15 protein-coding genes, 1 riboswitch and 1 other annotated feature are annotated in these 17,587 nt (G+C 27.1%); of the genes, 12 read left to right on the top strand and 3 right to left on the bottom strand.

The window, feature by feature from the left end; translation table 11 throughout:
- Positions 1-28: 28 nt before the first annotated feature.
- The 3 genes from B5D11_RS07720 to B5D11_RS07710 all read right to left on the bottom strand — a co-directional run bounded on the left by B5D11_RS07720 (position 29) and on the right by B5D11_RS07710 (position 4,931).
- Positions 29-1,942: a BMP family ABC transporter substrate-binding protein gene (locus tag B5D11_RS07720; RefSeq protein WP_078682473.1), complete on the bottom strand. Its 1,914-nt coding sequence runs from the start codon at positions 1,940-1,942 to the stop codon at positions 29-31.
- Between the two features lie 262 nt (positions 1,943-2,204).
- On the bottom strand, positions 2,205-3,014 hold the full coding sequence (locus tag B5D11_RS07715) for a tetratricopeptide repeat protein (protein WP_078682472.1): 810 nt from the start codon (positions 3,012-3,014) through the stop codon (positions 2,205-2,207).
- Positions 3,015-3,083: 69 nt separating this feature from the next.
- Positions 3,084-4,931 carry a YgiQ family radical SAM protein gene (locus B5D11_RS07710; RefSeq protein ID WP_078682471.1) on the bottom strand — a complete coding sequence of 616 codons (1,848 nt, stop codon included), beginning with the start codon at positions 4,929-4,931 and terminating at the stop codon, positions 3,084-3,086.
- Positions 4,932-5,148: 217 nt separating this feature from the next.
- Positions 5,149-5,312: riboswitch (M-box (ykoK) riboswitch) on the top strand.
- 164 nt (positions 5,313-5,476) lie between these two features.
- Here B5D11_RS07710 and B5D11_RS07705 point away from each other — a divergent pair.
- The 12 genes from B5D11_RS07705 to gdhA all read left to right on the top strand — a co-directional run bounded on the left by B5D11_RS07705 (position 5,477) and on the right by gdhA (position 17,409).
- The gene (locus B5D11_RS07705; RefSeq protein ID WP_078682470.1) at positions 5,477-6,739 is read left to right on the top strand and encodes a magnesium transporter; all 1,263 of its coding nucleotides are present in this window, start codon (positions 5,477-5,479) and stop codon (positions 6,737-6,739) included.
- A gap of 214 nt (positions 6,740-6,953) precedes the next feature.
- Positions 6,954-7,679 carry a spore cortex-lytic enzyme gene (gene sleB, locus B5D11_RS07700; protein WP_180376978.1) on the top strand — a complete coding sequence of 242 codons (726 nt, stop codon included), beginning with the start codon at positions 6,954-6,956 and terminating at the stop codon, positions 7,677-7,679.
- A gap of 75 nt (positions 7,680-7,754) precedes the next feature.
- Positions 7,755-8,008 (top strand) — a binding site (T-box leader).
- A 78-nt stretch (positions 8,009-8,086) separates the two neighbouring features.
- On the top strand, positions 8,087-8,998 hold the full coding sequence (gene cysK, locus B5D11_RS07695) for a cysteine synthase A (RefSeq protein WP_078682468.1): 912 nt from the start codon (positions 8,087-8,089) through the stop codon (positions 8,996-8,998).
- 81 nt (positions 8,999-9,079) lie between these two features.
- The gene (gene epsC, locus B5D11_RS07690; RefSeq protein WP_078682467.1) at positions 9,080-9,664 is read left to right on the top strand and encodes a serine O-acetyltransferase EpsC; all 585 of its coding nucleotides are present in this window, start codon (positions 9,080-9,082) and stop codon (positions 9,662-9,664) included.
- A gap of 20 nt (positions 9,665-9,684) precedes the next feature.
- Positions 9,685-10,683: a tRNA epoxyqueuosine(34) reductase QueG gene (gene queG, locus B5D11_RS07685; protein WP_078682466.1), complete on the top strand. Its 999-nt coding sequence runs from the start codon at positions 9,685-9,687 to the stop codon at positions 10,681-10,683.
- Between the two features lie 255 nt (positions 10,684-10,938).
- Positions 10,939-11,640 (top strand): lysophospholipid acyltransferase family protein, encoded by a 702-nt coding sequence (locus tag B5D11_RS07680; RefSeq protein WP_078682465.1) that lies wholly within the window; start codon positions 10,939-10,941, stop codon positions 11,638-11,640.
- Between the two features lie 209 nt (positions 11,641-11,849).
- Positions 11,850-12,971, top strand: a complete 1,122-nt coding sequence (locus tag B5D11_RS07675; protein WP_078682464.1) for a sodium ion-translocating decarboxylase subunit beta — start codon at positions 11,850-11,852, stop codon at positions 12,969-12,971.
- Between the two features lie 27 nt (positions 12,972-12,998).
- Positions 12,999-13,133 carry an OadG-related small transporter subunit gene (locus tag B5D11_RS12945; protein WP_265936967.1) on the top strand — a complete coding sequence of 45 codons (135 nt, stop codon included), beginning with the start codon at positions 12,999-13,001 and terminating at the stop codon, positions 13,131-13,133.
- Between the two features lie 192 nt (positions 13,134-13,325).
- Positions 13,326-13,985, top strand: a complete 660-nt coding sequence (nth, locus tag B5D11_RS07670) for an endonuclease III (RefSeq protein ID WP_078682463.1) — start codon at positions 13,326-13,328, stop codon at positions 13,983-13,985.
- Positions 13,978-14,793: a pyrroline-5-carboxylate reductase gene (gene proC, locus B5D11_RS07665; RefSeq protein WP_078682462.1), complete on the top strand. Its 816-nt coding sequence runs from the start codon at positions 13,978-13,980 to the stop codon at positions 14,791-14,793. Before nth ends, proC begins: the two co-directional genes overlap by 8 nt.
- 26 nt (positions 14,794-14,819) lie before the next feature.
- Entirely contained in the window at positions 14,820-15,941 is a 1,122-nt protein-coding gene (mnmA, locus tag B5D11_RS07660) for a tRNA 2-thiouridine(34) synthase MnmA (protein ID WP_078682461.1), read from the top strand.
- 121 nt (positions 15,942-16,062) lie between these two features.
- Positions 16,063-17,409 (top strand): NADP-specific glutamate dehydrogenase, encoded by a 1,347-nt coding sequence (gene gdhA, locus B5D11_RS07655; protein WP_078682460.1) that lies wholly within the window; start codon positions 16,063-16,065, stop codon positions 17,407-17,409.
- Positions 17,410-17,587 lie beyond the last annotated feature (178 nt).

Below are 17,587 nucleotides of genomic sequence, written 5' to 3'. Positions count from 1 at the left end.
TGTTTTAAATACTCAGCGGTTTTAATTTTTATATTTTATATTCTTCAGCGTCTACATTTTCGACAAACCAATCCATTGATAATATTTGTTCATAAGATGCAGTTTCATCTTCTTCTATTTTTAAATTGCCGTATTTATCATATAAAGGACCAGTAAAAGGATGATAAGCATTATTTATAATCATTTTTTTCATAAGATTAACAAGTTTTTGAGTTTCTACTGGCACTTCTTCTTTAGAATAAAATAAATCAACAACTCCTGTATCTATTCCCCACCAAAAATTTATAAGTTTTGTATCTGTACTGAACATATCAATTATTGTTTTAAATGTGTCATTTAGTATATTTTTTATAATTTTTTCATAAAAAATTCCCCAATTCCATATAGGTGTAGCTAAATATTTATCAGGTATACCTTTGTTTTGATCTATACTACATAACATAGAATAAACTCCAAATTCTGTAGAAACAGGATGAGGAACATCTAAAGTTCTGTTACATATTATATCGCAGCCTTGCTTAATAAGATAATTCCCAGCATCAGTAAATTTCATTCTGCTATTCCATTCATTAGTCCAGGCAACTTTTACTAAAGCATAAGGATTTACCATTTTAGCACCTAGTGCAAAAGCATTAATTGAACTAATTACTTCAGGGGTAGGACTTGTAGCCACATAACCTAATATATTATTTTTGGTCATAGATCCAGCTATTATTCCTGTTAAAAATCTAGCCTCATAAGTTCTTCCATAATAATTACTTATATGGTGATATGGATGTGCCTCAGAACAATTAAAAAATTTTACATTTGGAAATTCAAGAGCACACTTAAGTGTAGGATTTAAATAAATAGGGCTCGTTGTAAATATAATATCATTGCCATCTTTAACAAGATTTTTAAAAACTTTATAAGCTTCAAGATTTTCAGGAACATTTTCTACATAAGATGTTATTACTTGATCTTTTAATACTTTTTCTATATGAAGCCTTCCAAGTTCATGTGCGTATGTCCAGCCAGAGTTTTCTATTGTTCTTGCGTAGGCAAAAGCAACTTTTAATTTTTTTCTTGGAATTACTAAAGATGTAAGTGTACTTATCATTTTATTTTGAGTAGGTTCTATTAAAGTAGTAGAAAGTTTATAATCATCACTATTACATATAGCTTCTAATTCTTTAATAAATTCAGGCATTCTTTTTGATAGTTTTTCTTCATTAAGTTCTTTAGGAATCCCATAAATTTTAGCATATTCTAAAAAAGCATCTCCAGTTGTTAATGGAAGTTTATTATTTTCAAATTTTTTATAAATTTTTGAAAAAGTATTATAAATATAAATTTCAAAGTATTTATATTTATCAAAAAAGTTTGGTGATTTTGAATCAAAGCGGCTTAAAAGATTGAGAAGCTCATTAAAACTACCTTCTTTAGAAAACCATATAGAATATATCTTAGTTATTTTATTAAATTTTAGAAATTCATAATAAATTTTTATATCTTTATTATTTTCATCCATTTTAGGTATAAGTCTAATAACTTTAGCACTAATAGAATAAGCATCAAAATATTTAAGAACACTAACTCTTTTATTTCCTTCAATAACATAAAACCAATTTAAATATTCATATACCTTTATAGGATCTCGTATACCTTCATTTATATGAGCTATACAAAGAGCTGACCATTTATCTTTAAATTCAGTTTCTATAAGAGGCATAAAGTTTTTAGCAAAAGATAGACTTCTAAGATGAGTATAAGTTCCTATAATTTTTTTCATTGGAATTTCTATTAAACCTAAATCTACTTGAGATATTATTTCTGTGTCTTTTAGTATTCCTTCAAGAGAAGGAAGATAACCTATTTCACCTTTTGAAACACATTTATTATATTCTTTTAAAGCAAGTTTATGGGCGTCTTTAAAATATTCAATTCCAGCTCGGTTTTCCATTATATTCACCTCTTAGGAGTTACTTTTATATAAAGTATATCATAATTAATAAATTACAGATATAAACTTTAAAATTTTATATCTGACATTTATAGATATCTAAATTGAAAATTAAATAGTGTAATAAAAGATTAAATTTCCTTTAATAAAATAATAATAATTATGATATTACTTAATATAAAATATATATAATATTTATATGATTAACATAAAAAATATGACAGATAAGCATTGCTGCTAAATCTGCCATAAACATTAATTATTATAAATTTTGTTTAATTTCTTCTATTTCTTTTAATATTTCTTCTTTTTTTATAGGTGTTAAATATGAAAAACGACAAGTTAAAGATTTTTCAAACATTTCTAAAGCATCTTTAAAATTTTTATTCATTTTTAATGTCAATCCATAATAATAATATGCAGTTGGAAAAGATGGATTTAAAGGAATTAATTTTTCATAAATATCTAAAGCCTTGTCGTAATCTTTAAGCATATAGTAATTTATAGCTAAATTATCTAAAATGCTTGCATCAGTATTATTATATTCATAAGCTTCTAAATTAAAATCTAAAGCCTTTTGTAAATCTCCATTTAATATATAAAATAAGCCTAAATTTTGATATAGCACTGTATTTTTGTAATTATTATCATATAAATTTTCAAGTACATTAATAGCTTCTTTTAAGTTATCTTTTTTCCATAAAGCTATAGATAGATTTAAAGTAGCATTAATTTTATCTCTGTCTTTTAAATTGGTTTTTAAAAGAGGTTCTAATATTTTAAGAGCTTTTTCTATTTCTCCTTCTCTTATAAGTAAATAAGCATAATTAATTTTTATTGTAGAAGATACATTTTTGTGCTTTAATGCTTTTTCATATAATTTTAAAGCTTCAGATATATCTCCATTTTTATATTTTTTTACAGCTTTAAAAACATATATATTTGATATATTTTTTATTAATAAAAATAAAAACAAAAGTAATAAGAAAATCAATCCTAAAATTTTATTTTTATTAAAAGAAATAGTAAATATTATAATTATTAAAATAGTAAATATAATATTTTTTTTCATATAATACCTCCTAAGCTATTTATATAAAAATTATAACTTAATTACAAAAAATTTTAAATTATAGAAATATTATTTTTTATTATGTTTTTTTACTTTTTTAGGAGGTATTGGAGGTATTAAACATTCTTTTCCAAAACCTATTAAATCTTCCCTATGTGCTAAAGTTAATGCTTCTTTTACAATATTATAATTTTCAGGACGTTTATATTGAAGAAGCGCTCTTTGCATACTTTTTTCCTTTTGAGTTTTTGGTACATAAACTTTCTCTCCAGTAAATGGATTTATACCAGTATAATAAATTGTTGTAGAAAGGCTTCCAGGGGTAGGATAAAAATCTTGAACCTGTTCTGGAATATAGCCCATTTTTTTTATATATAAAGCAAGCTCTATAGCAGCATTTAAATCACTTCCTGGATGGCTTGACATTAAATATGGTACTAAAAATTGTTTTTTGTTTAGCTTTTTATTTATACTATTATATTTATCTACAAATTTATCATAAACTTCTCTTGTTGGTTTTCCCATTTGGTATAAAACTTTATTATTTACATGTTCGGGAGCGACTTTTAATTGACCACTTATATGATATTTACATAATTCTTCAAAAAATTCTTCGTTTTTATCATATATTAAATAGTCATATCTAATACCTGAACGAATAAATACTTTTTTTACTCCAGGAAGTTTTCTAAGTTTTCTAAGAAGATTTAAATATTCTTTATGACTTATTATTAAATTTTTACATGGAACTGGATGCAAACATTGTTTTGTTTTGCAAACACCATTAGTTTCTTGAATTTTACAAGACTTATGCCTAAAGTTTGCGGTAGGTCCACCTACATCATGAATATATCCTTTAAAATCTTTGTCTTTAATTATTTTATTTGCTTCTTCTATAATAGAATCTTGACTTCTGTTTTGTATAGTTCGCCCCTGATGAAAAGTAAGAGCACAAAAAGAGCAACTTCCAAAACATCCTCTATGGCTTATTATAGAAAATTTAACTTCATTTATTGCAGGAATTCCACCCTGAGACTTATATATAGGATGATAATCTCTAGCATATGGAAGATTATATGTTCTATCCATTTCTTCTTGAGTTAAAGGTAACTGAGGTGGATTTTGAACTAAATATCTATCACCATGTTTTTGTACAATAGTTTTTCCTCTTATTCCATCTTGCTCGTAAGATTCAAGTTTAAAACTTTCTGCGTAAGCTTTTTTATTACTAGAAACTTCTTCAAAAGATGGAACTTCTATATAATCTTTAATATTATCAATTTCTTTAGTAATATATGCAGTACCTCTTACTTTAGTAATTTTATTTATAGGCATACCATATTTTAGTAAATTAGCTATTTCTATAATAGTTTTTTCACCCATACCATAAACAAGTAAATCAGCTTTAGAATCTAATAATATACTTCTTCTTACTTTATCTTCCCAATAGTCATAATGAGCAAATCTTCTTAAACTAGATTCAATACCGCCTATAATAATAGGGACATCTTTATAAGCCTCTCTGGCACGATTGGAATAAACTATTACTGCTCTATCTGGTCTAAATCCTGATTTTCCACCGGGAGAGTAAATATCATCTCTTCTTCTTTTTTTGGCTGCGGTATAATGATTTACCATAGAATCAATATTACCAGAGTTAATTAAAAATCCAAGTTTAGGTCTTCCGAGTTTTTTAAAATCTTCAGCATTATTCCAATTAGGTTGAGCAATGATACCAACTGTAAAGCCTTCATCTTCAAGAATTCTTGCAATGACTGCACATCCAAAAGAAGGATGATCTACATAAGCATCTCCAGTTATAAATACAAAATCCAATTCACTTATATTTCTTTTTATTAAATCATCCATACAAATTGGAAGAAATTTATCTGTTAATGTTTCTTGCTGTTTTTTCATAAGTACGACCCCTTGTAAATGAATTTATATTTATATTAACATAATGAAAATTATTAAGAAAGCGTGAATTATATATTTTTAGTTAGAAAAAAAGAGAAATAATAATAAAAGCTTTTAAAATATAAAAATAACAGCTTAAATTAAGTAAATTTAAATTAAATTTATAAAATATGGTTGCATTTTAGTAAAATTATAATATAATTTATAGTATAAAGAGAATATAGTTTGTTAGGTGAGGCTCCTATACAGATATACGCTGCTGCCCGGAAACATCGAGAGATGCCAATGGGTCAACAAATACTACCGAATTAAGGTTTTATTTAATGCAGCTGAGCTTATGTTCTACGCTGTATAGTGCTAAAACTCAACGAATTTTACTGTTGAATTTTAGGAGCCTTTGAGGCTCTTTTATTTTTTTAATAGGTGGTGAGATGAATGGATGGTGCCCCTCGATATGAGAGGACAAAATTAAAAAGAAAACTAAATATTTTCAGAGGGACGCATATCCATTTTATTTAACCGTCCCTCTGAGGAGGAGGGATCTTATGGAAAAAATAACAAATTTCTTCCTTAATAGTATATTGCACAAAAATGTATATGACGAATATGGTGATTCCATAGGAAAACTTTTAGACATTTTTGTTACAACAGAAACAGGGTATCCAAAGGCAATTGGCTATAAAATAAAAAAAGGTGGAGAAATATTTTATTATGAATTTAGAAGTATAGACTTTTTTAAAGATAATAATAAAATAATTATAAAAATAAGAGATGCTAAAGAAATAATACCAAGAAGCTTTTCTTATCTTTTATCTAAACATCTTTTAGGCAAACAAATAATAGATATAAATGGCAAAAAAGTAGTAAAAGTTAATGATTTAAGTATGAGTATAATTGCTGGAGAACTTAGAGTTGTTGCTGTTGATACAGGTTTTCTTGCTTTAGCAAGAAGGTTTAAAATGGAAGGTATAGTAAAATGGATTTGTTCTTTAATTCATAAAGAAATTTCAGATAGTTTAATAATATGGGATGATGTTGAATCTATTGAAATGCAAAATAATAATTTAATGATTTCTGTACCATATAAAAAATTATCAAAACTTCATCCTGCTGATTTGGCAGATATATTAGAGGAAATGGATAGTGAATTTAGAAAAAAAGTTTTTGAAAGCTTAGATGAAAATTTAGCTGCAGATACTTTAGAAGAAATTGAGCCGGAAATTCAAAAAGATTTAATTAAAAACATAAGTGAATCTAAAGTAGTAGAAGTTTTTGATAGTATGCCAAATGATGAAATTGCAGGTATTCTTGATGAAGTAGATGAAGAAACAGCTGAAAAAATATTAGCAAGCATGGAAAGTGGAGATGCTGATGAAATAAGAACTTTAATGAGATATGAAGATGAAACAGTTGGAAGTATAATGAATAAAGATTTTATAGCTTTTAATGTTGATATAACAGTAGAAGAAACTATAGAGCTACTAAGAGAACTTAAACCTGATGATGAAGTAATGCATTATATATTTATAGTAGATGATGATGAAAAACTTCAAGGAGTTATTTCTTTAAGAAATTTGATTATTTCTAATTCTAATTGCAAGTTAAGAGAAATTATGGATACTAATGTTATAAAAATTAATGATAAAGATAATATAGATAAGGCTATTGAGCTGGCAGTTAAGTACAATTTAGTTTCTCTTCCTGTAGTTGATAAAGAAGATAAATTATGTGGAAGTGTAATTTTAAGTGATATATTAGATGAAGTGCTTCCTTTAAATTTAAAAAGAAAAATAAAAAGAGCCGGCTAAAATAAAAGTGTAATATAAAATTTATAAAATCATTTAAAATAGTTTTACAATTTACTCTCTTATATAGAATTTACATTAAACTGCTTTGAAACTAACTAAATAGTTAGTTTCAAAGCAGTTTCTTATTTATATTAAAAATGTATTTTTTTTATATATAAGTACAAACTAAAATTGCACATATAAAATTGTTTTAAACAAAGGAGGGATATTTTTGATAAAAAAGGTATTTAATTTAAAAAAAATAGCATTATATTTATCAGTAATTATGATTACATACATAATTACTTCGGTCTATTTTTCACCTATAAATAATACTGTAGGGGCTGTAACATATAAGTGGGGCTCAAGAGGGACTATAGTTACAGAAATACAAAGAAGATTAAAAGCATGGGGATATTATGATGGTGGATTAGATGGAATATATGGTTATAAAACATATCTTGCAGTTAGAAAATTTCAACAAAAAAATGGTCTTAAGGTAGATGGTATTGCTGGAGATAGAACTTTAAATGCTCTTGGAATAAATGCAGGCCAGTGGAATACTGGTAGTCAATCAACAAATACTACTGCTAAAACTACTAATAGCAATGAAAAAGATGTACAGCTTCTAGCAAGGTGTATTAATGGAGAAGCGAGAGGTGAGCCTTATGAAGGTCAAGTTGCGGTTGGAGCAGTTATAATAAATAGAACCAAAAGTCCTCAATTCCCAAATACCATTGCTGGAGTAATATATCAGCCAGGTGCTTTTACAGCAATAGTTGATGGGCAGATACATGCACAAATGTATCCTAGTTCTATAAAAGCTGCAAGAGATGCTTTAAATGGCTGGGATCCTTCTGGAGGAGCTCTTTATTATTATAACCCTGCCAAAACAACTAATAAATGGATATGGTCAAGACCTGTTATAAAGGTTATTGGAAATCATAGATTTTGTAAATAAATTTTTTAAAATATAGTTGACAAATTTTATAAGATTTATATATAATATAAGTATAAAATTCATAGTAAATTACTCGGAAATACTGTGAAGAAGGAAAGTAGTATAAACAAAGCATACAGAGAGGATATCTAAAGCTGAGAAGATATCTATGAAGAAGTTTATATGAAGTGCCCTTCGGAGTTATGAGCTGAAAAAATAAATGCTAATTTATTTTAGTAAGTTTCATCGGGATCACCCGTTATAGTGATAAAGCATCATATGGTGCTTGAATAAGGTGGGATATTATATCCAAGTAGAGTGGAACCGCGGAGTTTAACTTCGTCTCTTGATTTTAATAAGAGACGGAGTTTTATTTTTGACAAAAAATCTACAATACAAATAAGAATTAAATTTAAGGAGGAATAGGTATGTTATATAATAATGCGTTAGAAATGATAGGAAATACACCAATTTTAAAACTTAATAATATAATTAAAGATAATATGGCAGACATTTACTTAAAATTAGAAAAATATAATCCAGGTGGTAGTGTTAAAGATAGGGCTGCTCTTGGAATGATAGAAAAAGCTGAAAAAATGGGACTTATAAAAAAAGGAGATACTATAGTAGAACCTACTAGTGGAAATACTGGAATTGCTCTTGCTATGATAGGCAGGCTTAAAGGATATAGAGTTATAATTGTTATGCCAGAGACTATGAGTGTAGAAAGAAGAAATATGATAAGAGCTTATGGTGCAGAACTTGTTTTGACTGAAGGTGTTAAAGGAATGAAAGGCGCTATAGCAAAAGCTCAGGAAATAGCAGAAAATAATAAAGGATTTTATATTCCTCAACAGTTTATGAATGAAGCAAATCCAATTAAACACTATGATACTACTGCTGAAGAAATAATAAAAGATATAAGCGACTTAGATGTATTTATAGCAGGAGTAGGAACAGGCGGAACTATTTCAGGAGTAGGCAGAAGAATTAAAGAAATAAAAAAAGATGTAAAAATAGTTGCAGTAGAGCCTAAAAATTCTCCTGTAATATCTGGAGGACAGCCAGGACCACATAAAATACAAGGTATAGGGGCAGGATTTATACCAGATATATATGACGGCAAAGTGGTTGATGAAGTGTTATCAGTTAGTGATGAGGAAGCTTTTGAAACAGCTAGATTAGTAGCAAGAGAAGAAGGAATATTAATTGGAATATCCTCTGGAGCTAATGTTGCTGCAGCGTTAGAAATTGCTAAAAAATTAGGTAAAGGTAAAAAAATTGTAACTATAGCTCCAGATGGAGGAGAGAAGTATCTGTCAATGGGTTTATATGAATAAATTAAATAATAACTTATTTTGTTGTTCTAGTTTTTTATATACTAGAACAGCAGAATATTAATTGAAGGGAGGTAACAATCTATGTTTAAAAATATAAAATATGATATAAATAATGTATTAAAAAATGATCCAGCAGCAAAAAGTAAATTAGAAGTTTTATTATTATACCCTTCTATGCATGCAATTATAGCTTATAGAATTGCACACAGTTTTTATAAGAAAAAATTTTATTTTATTGCAAGATTAATATCTCAAGCAGCTAGATTTTTTACAGGAATAGAGATACATCCTGGAGCTAAAATAGGGAAGGGACTATTTATAGATCATGGTATGGGTGTTGTTATAGGTGAAACAGCTGAAATAGGTAATGATGTGGTTATTTATCATGGAGTTACTTTAGGGGGTACAGGAAAAGAAACGGGTAAAAGGCACCCTACTATAGGTAATAATGTAGTTATAGGGGCAGGTGCTAAAGTACTGGGACCAATATATATAGGTGATAATTCCAAAATAGGAGCTAATGCAGTAGTGTTAGCGGATATACCTTGCAATTCAACTGCCGTTGGCATTCCCGCTAAGGTTGTATCTGCAAAACCTAATACTATTATAGAAATTAGCGATTATATGGGTAAAAAAAGAAATATTTACAATGAAATGGTAATATAATTTTTCAAAGGATGATAATAATGAACTACAAAAGTGAAATTTTAAAATTTTGTAATAATTTAGGATTAGATACTGTAGGTTTTTGTAGTTGCAGGATTTTTGATGAACTAAAGCCCTTTTTTAAACAAAGAAAACAAAAGGGATTAGAGAATGAATTTGAAGAAAAAGATATAGATAAAAGAATTAATCCTAAAATTTATATGGAGGATGGGAAAACTATTATTTCAATTGCTTTTCCATATCTTCATGATTTTTATGAAAATTTTAAATATAAAAATGATAAATACGTATATTTTTCAAAATATACTTTAGGAAGAGATTATCATAAAGTAATATCAAATTATTTAAAAAAAATATGCAATTTTATAGAAAGTTTAGGAGGAAAAGCTATATATTTTGTGGATAGTAATTCACTTCCAGAAAGATATATAGCTTATTTATGTGGTATAGGTTTTTATGGGAAAAATAATATGATTATTACAGAAAAATATGGATCTTATGTTTTCCTTGGAGAGATAATAACAGATTTAGAAATAGAAATTGACAAACCTTTAAAGCAAAAATGCGGTAATTGCGATTTGTGTTTAAATACATGCCCTACAAAAGCTATAAATAAAAATGAAAATTGTCCTAATATATGTCTTTCATATATAACTCAAAAAAAAGAAATAGAAGATGTATGGTTTAATAAATTAGATGGAAGGATGTTTGGATGTGATAGCTGCCAAGATATATGTCCTTTTAATAAAGTAATAAATTTTTCAAATTTAAAAGAATTTATTCCATATGATTACATGAAAAAAATAAATTTAAAAGAAATTATTAATATAGATAATAAAACATTTAAAGAAAAATATGCTATAACTTCTTGTGGATGGAGAGGCAAAAATATTATTATAAGAAATGCTTTAATTAATTTAGCAAAAAACAACAATATTAAGTATATAGATATTGATTCAATTAACTCACCCTATGTTAAAAATTATTACCATAGACTTTTAAAGTTTTTCGAATTATAATAAAATTAAGCAGTATTTTTATTAAAATTTATATTTTATTAAAAATTTTTCTATACAAAATACTTATTTTTACAATGTAGTTAGATATTATTAAATTTAAATATAATTTAGTAATATAACAATATAACTTTGTAATATTTTTATTATAAGAGAGTATTATTTTACTAGTTTATGTATTAGATTTTGAAACTTTTGAAATTTATACTTAAGTGTAAATTTAATAAATAAATTTAATAAGGAAGGGTGAAACATAGGGTGATTTCTCCTAAAATTGCAAAAATAACAGATTATTTGCCTGATAAAGTTGTAAATTTTGCTGCAAGAAAATTTGTAGATTATATGATAAAAAAACATGCTAATATAGATTTAAAAGGCAAGGAAAACTTAAATAATGTAAAAAAACCTGTAATATTTATATCTAATCATTTAAGCAATTCAGATGCTCTTATATTAGATAAAGTATTAAAAGATCAAGATATAACTTATGTTGCAGGGGTAAAGCTTTCACAAAATGCTACAACAAATTTAGGAGTAAGGCTTGTTAAAACTACGCCTTTAAAGCCTAATACGGCGGATAAAGAAGGGCTTACGAGGATTATAAATCTTATAAAAAGCGGGAACAATATACTTATATTTCCAGAAGGAACAAGAAGTAGAACAGCAAGTATGATAGAAGCTAAAAAAGGACTCCTCCTTATAGCTAAAATTACTAATGTTCCTATTATACCAATTGGAATTTGGGGAACAGAAAAATTTCTTCCTATAAATGATACTGGTAATATGGATAAAGAAAGCTTTCAGGATGCAAATATAGGTGTTAGAATAGGGAAGCCTATAAGTATTCCTAAAAGAGAGCAGGGAGAGGAAAAGCAAGATTATGAAAAAAGAGCTTTAACTACGCTAATGAAAGCTATAGCAGAACTTATTCCAGAAGAATATAGAGGAGTTTATAAATAGAATATATTAAAAATAATAGATATATTTAAAATAAAAACTAAAAAGTTAAATTTTTAAAGGCCTTTGGTATGAAAATACTAAAGACCTTTAAGTTTATTTATAACATTTAATGAAAATTAAGGCTAAGTATGAATTTGTTGTGATATAATAAATACATTGAAAATATGAATTTTAAAAAATTAAATTTATTTATAAGAGGAGGATATATTGTGGAATTTTTAATTCAAGGTATAGCTTCAATAACAATTAAACAAGTTATTATGTGGGGAATTGGGGGCATTTTAATTTATCTTGCTATTGCAAAAGATTTTGAGCCTTCATTACTTTTACCTATAGGATTTGGAGCAATTTTAGTTAATATACCTTTTTCGGGAGCTATAACTCAAATTATAAATGGTAAAGAAACGGAAGGAATATTGGATTTTTTATTTAAAGGCGGAATTTCAACAGAGATGTTTCCACTTTTATTATTTATAGGAATTGGGGCTATGATTGACTTTGGACCTCTTTTATCTAATCCTTTTATGTTATTATTTGGAGCAGCAGCTCAATTTGGTATATTTTTTACTATAATAGCAGCAACTCTTTTAGGATTTGATTTAAAAGATGCAGCATCAATTGGTATTATAGGTGCAGCAGATGGTCCTACTTCTATATTTGTTGCTAATTTTTTTAATTCTAAGTACATAGCACCTATAACTGTTGCAGCATATTCTTACATGTCTTTGGTACCAGTTATTCAGCCTTTTGCTATTAAACTTGTAACTACTAAAAATGAAAGAAAAATAAAAATGCAATATAATCCAGAAAATATTTCTAAAAAAACAAAAATTTTATTCCCTATAATAGTTACTCTTGTAGCCGGACTTATTGCTCCAACTTCTGTTTCTCTTATTGGATTTTTAATGTTTGGTAATCTTATAAGAGAATGTGGAGTATTAGACAGATTATCAGAAACAGCTCAAAAGGATTTGGTTAATATTATTACATTGCTTCTTGGCATAACTATAGCATCATCGATGAAAGCAGAAAATTTTGTAACACTTCAAACTGCTATGATAATTGGATTAGGACTTATTGCTTTTATATTTGACACTATAGGAGGGGTAGTATTTGCAAAGATATTAAATCTTTTTTTAAAAAATAAAATAAACCCTATGGTTGGAGCAGCAGGTATATCTGCATTCCCTATGTCAGCTAGGGTTATTCAAAAGATGGCTCAAAAAGAAGATAATCAAAATTTCATACTTATGCATGCTGTAGGAGCTAATGTAGCAGGGCAAATAGCTTCAGTTATAGCTGGAGGAATAATTTTAAATATTATAAAATAGTAAAATTAAAGGATGGTGTTATAATATATGAATTATGAAATTTTTAATAACTTTATAAAAGCTTTAGTGGTTATGGTTAAAGGTATGACAGGAATTTTTGTAGTTTTATTTGCTATATATCTTTGCATTAAATTTTTAATAAGAGTATTTCCTGAGAAATAATAAATTATGAAATATTAAAATAAAATATACTTTAGTAAAATAATATAAGCATGGGAATATAGATTTTAAAAAGAAAAAATAATTATTAGTTTATTATAAAATTATTTAAATATTTTGAAGCTTTATGTATATAGAGTATATTTAATTGTAGCATCATGCCTTTAAATTTATATAGAGGTGAATATATAATAAATGAAAAAAGATAATGTAAAAGAAATTTTAGATATTTTAGAAGAAACTTATCCAGATGCAAAATGTGAATTAGTACATAAAAATCCTTTTGAACTTTTAATAGCTACAGTGTTAAGTGCTCAAACTACGGATAAGAAAGTTAATGAAGTTACTAAAAAAATGTTTAATAAATATAAAACTCCCTATGATTTTATAAAATTAAAACAAGAAGAGCTTGAAAAAGAAATAAAAGAAATAGGATTATACAAAAATAAATCTAAAAACATAATAGGACTTTCTAATATGCTTATTAATGAATTTAATGGAGAAGTTCCAAAAACTAAGGAAGAATTAATAAAACTTCCAGGAGTTGGGAGAAAAACTGCAAATGTAGTATTAAGCAATGCTTTTAATGTCCCAGCAATAGCAGTAGACACTCATGTGTTTAGAGTATCTAATAGAATTGGCATTGCAGAGAGTGAAGATGTAATTAAAACTGAAGAACAACTTATGGAAAACATACCAAAAGAAAGATGGAGTAAAGCACATCATCTTCTTATTTTTCATGGAAGAAGAATTTGTACTGCAAGAAATCCAAAATGTGAGAAATGTACAATAGCTTCATACTGTAAATATTATTCTAATAAAAATATAGATAAGGGTGATGAATATTATGGATAAAAAAATAGGATTTATAGGTTGTGGCAATATGGCTCAAGCTATGCTTGGAGGAATAATAAATTCAAATATTATTTCAAAAGAAAATATAATATTAAGTGATAGAAGTTATGAAAAATTAAAGTCTGTTAAAGAAAAATATGATGTTTTAATTACTACAAATAATATTGAAGCTGCTAAATTTGCAGATATTTTAATATTAGCAGTAAAACCTAATATATATACTTATGTTATTAAAGAAATAAAAAATTATATAAAAAAAGATGTAATAATAGTTACTATAGCTGCAGGTATAACTATAGACTTTATTGAAAATTCATTTGATTTTCCTATTAAAGTAGTTAGAACTATGCCTAATACTCCTGCATTAGTTAGAGAAGGTATGACAGCTATATGTTCAAATAATATGGTTTTAAATGAAGAATTAAATTATATAATTAATATTTTTGAAAGCTTTGGAAAAACTGAATTAATAGAAGAAAAACTTATGGATGCAGTTACTGCTGTGAGCGGTTCTTCTCCAGCTTATGTATATATGTTTATTGAAGCTTTAAGTGATGGTGCAGTTAGAGATGGAATACCAAGAGAAAAAGCATATAAAATGGCTGCTCAAGCAGTTCTTGGAGCTGCTAAAATGGTGCTTGAAACAGGAATACATCCTGGAAAATTAAAAGATAATGTTTGTTCTCCAGGAGGAACAACAATTGAAGCTGTTTATACTCTTGAAAAACATAATTTTAGAGGAACAGTTATAGAAGCTATGAAAGCTTGTACTGAAAAGAGTATAGAAATGTCAAAGAAAAATTTATAAAAATGCAAAAGGAAGGTTGTTTATATATGAAAAAAGAACCTAAAGATACTACAGTTGTTATTGGAATGTCAGGAGGGGTTGATTCTTCTGTTGCGGCCTTACTTCTTAAAGAACAGGGATATAATGTTATAGGAATATTTATGAAAAATTGGGATGAAACTGATGAAAATGGTGTTTGTACAGCTGTTGATGACTATGAAGATGTAAGAAGGGTATGTGATCAAATAGGAATACCATATTATTCTGTAAATTTTGTAAAAGAATATTGGGATAGAGTATTTACATACTTTCTTGAGGAATATAAAAAAGGAAGAACGCCAAATCCAGATGTTATGTGTAATAAAGAAATTAAATTTAAAGCATTTTTAGACTATGCACTTAAAATAGGAGCAGACTATATTGCTACTGGTCATTATGCTCAAGTTGATTTTATAGATAATGAATATAAACTTTTAAGGTCTGTTGATTCAAACAAAGATCAAACGTATTTTTTATGTCAATTAAATCAATATCAATTATCTAAAACTATGTTTCCAGTAGGACATCTTAAAAAAACAGAACTTAGAGATATTGCAGCGAAATACGGTTTAAAAACAGCAACTAAAAAAGACAGTACAGGAATATGTTTTATAGGAGAAAGAAACTTTCATAAATTTTTAAGCAATTATTTGCCTGCAAAACCTGGTGAAATCAAAACTCTTACAGGTCAGACAGTTGGAAAGCATGATGGACTTATGTATTATACTTTAGGACAAAGAAAGGGACTTGGGATTGGAGGAATAGGTACTGGAGAACCATGGTTTGTTGTAGATAAAGATTTAAATAAAAATATATTATATGTGGTTCAAGGTGAAAATCATCCAGCTTTGTATTCTTATGGACTTGAAGCTTGTGATTTAAATTGGATAAGTAACAATAAGCCAACAGGAACATTTTCATGTACTGCAAAATTTAGATATAGACAGCCTGATCAAAATGTTATATTAAATATTAAAGATAATGGAAGATGTGATGTTGTTTTTGAAAAGCCTCAAAGAGCTATAACTCCAGGTCAGGCAGTAGTCTTTTATAAAGATGAAGTATGCCTTGGGGGCGGAACAATAGATTTAATTTATAAAACAGAAAAGGAAGCAAAAAATAAAATATAAAAATAAAATATATGCAAACAAACGTTTTCAAGTTGAGATTTTTTGTATTTTTTTGTTGCACTATTTTATAAAAAGTGCAATAATATATGATATAAACTTGCAAAATTAAAGGGGTGCTATTATGAATGGTAAAGAGTACGTAAACAAAGTTTTAGACGAAGTAAAAAAAGAAAATGAAGGACAGCATGAGTTTCTTCAAGCTGTAGAAGAGGTTTTAGAAACATTGATTCCTGTATTTGACAAAAATCCAAAGTATATGGAAGAAGGTATACTTGAAAGAATTGTAGAACCTGAAAGGCAAATAATGTTTAGAGTACCTTGGATAGATGATAATGGTAAAGTTAGGGTAAATAGAGGATATAGGATACAATTTAATAGTGCTATAGGACCTTATAAAGGTGGATTAAGATTTCATCCTACAGTAAATTTAAGCATTATAAAGTTTTTAGGTTTTGAACAAATATTTAAAAATTCATTAACAGGTCTTCCTATTGGTGGCGGAAAAGGAGGTTCTAATTTCGATCCAAAAGGTAAGTCAGATAGAGAAATTATGAGATTTTGTCAAAGTTTTATGTCGGAACTTTATAAACATATAGGAGAAAACATAGATGTTCCAGCAGGAGATATTGGAGTTGGAGGAAGAGAAATAGGATATTTATTTGGACAGTATAAAAAAATTGCTTCTTCTTATGATGCTGGAGTACTTACTGGTAAAGGACTTACTTTTGGAGGAAGTTTAGTTAGAACAGAAGCAACTGGATATGGATTGGTTTATTTTGTTGAAGAAATGCTTAAGAGTAATGGCATGGATATGGACGGTATGAAAGTAGTAGTATCTGGATCAGGAAATGTGGCTATTTATGCTATGGAAAAAGCTAAACAACTTGGGGCTAAAGTTTTAGCTTGTAGTGATTCTAATGGATTTATTTATGATAAAAATGGTATTGATGTACAAACTGTAAAAAATATTAAAGAAGTAAATAGAGGAAGAATAAGCGAATATATTAAATATCATCCTTCTGCAGAATATCATGAAGGCTGCAATGGAATATGGAATATTCCTTGCGATGTAGCACTTCCTTGTGCAACTCAAAATGAAATTGATAAAGAAGCTGCGCTTACATTAGTTAAAAATGGCGTTAAAGCAGTAGGAGAAGGAGCAAATATGCCATCAACTTTAGAGGCAGTAGAGGTATATTTTGCAAATAATGTTCTTTTTGCACCAGCTAAAGCAAGTAATGCAGGTGGTGTTGCAGTTTCAGCTCTTGAAATGTCTCAAAATAGTATGAGAATGAATTGGACTTTTGAAGAAGTTGATAAAAAATTAAAAGATATAATGGTAAATATACACAGTAAAAGTGTTGCTACTGCAGAAGAATATGGATTTAAAGGTAATCTTTTAGTAGGAGCAAATATTGCAGGATTTTTAAAAGTTGCAGATGCTATGATGTATCAAGGTATAGTTTAAAAACAAAGTTCATAAATAAAAGAGAAAAGGTAAAAAGTTAAAATTCTTTTTACCTTTTCTCTTTTATTTAATAATACATTATAATACAATTAAGTTATAAATAAAAATATAAAATGATTATCTTTCAAAAAGTCTTTTAACCATTATATATAAATATAATAGAAATTTATAAACATTA

The organism is Clostridium sp. USBA 49, from assembly GCF_900167505.1.
Lineage (GTDB): Bacteria > Bacillota > Clostridia > Clostridiales > Clostridiaceae > Clostridium_AT > Clostridium_AT prolinivorans.
This window is presented reverse-complemented; position numbering and strand designations above follow the sequence as displayed.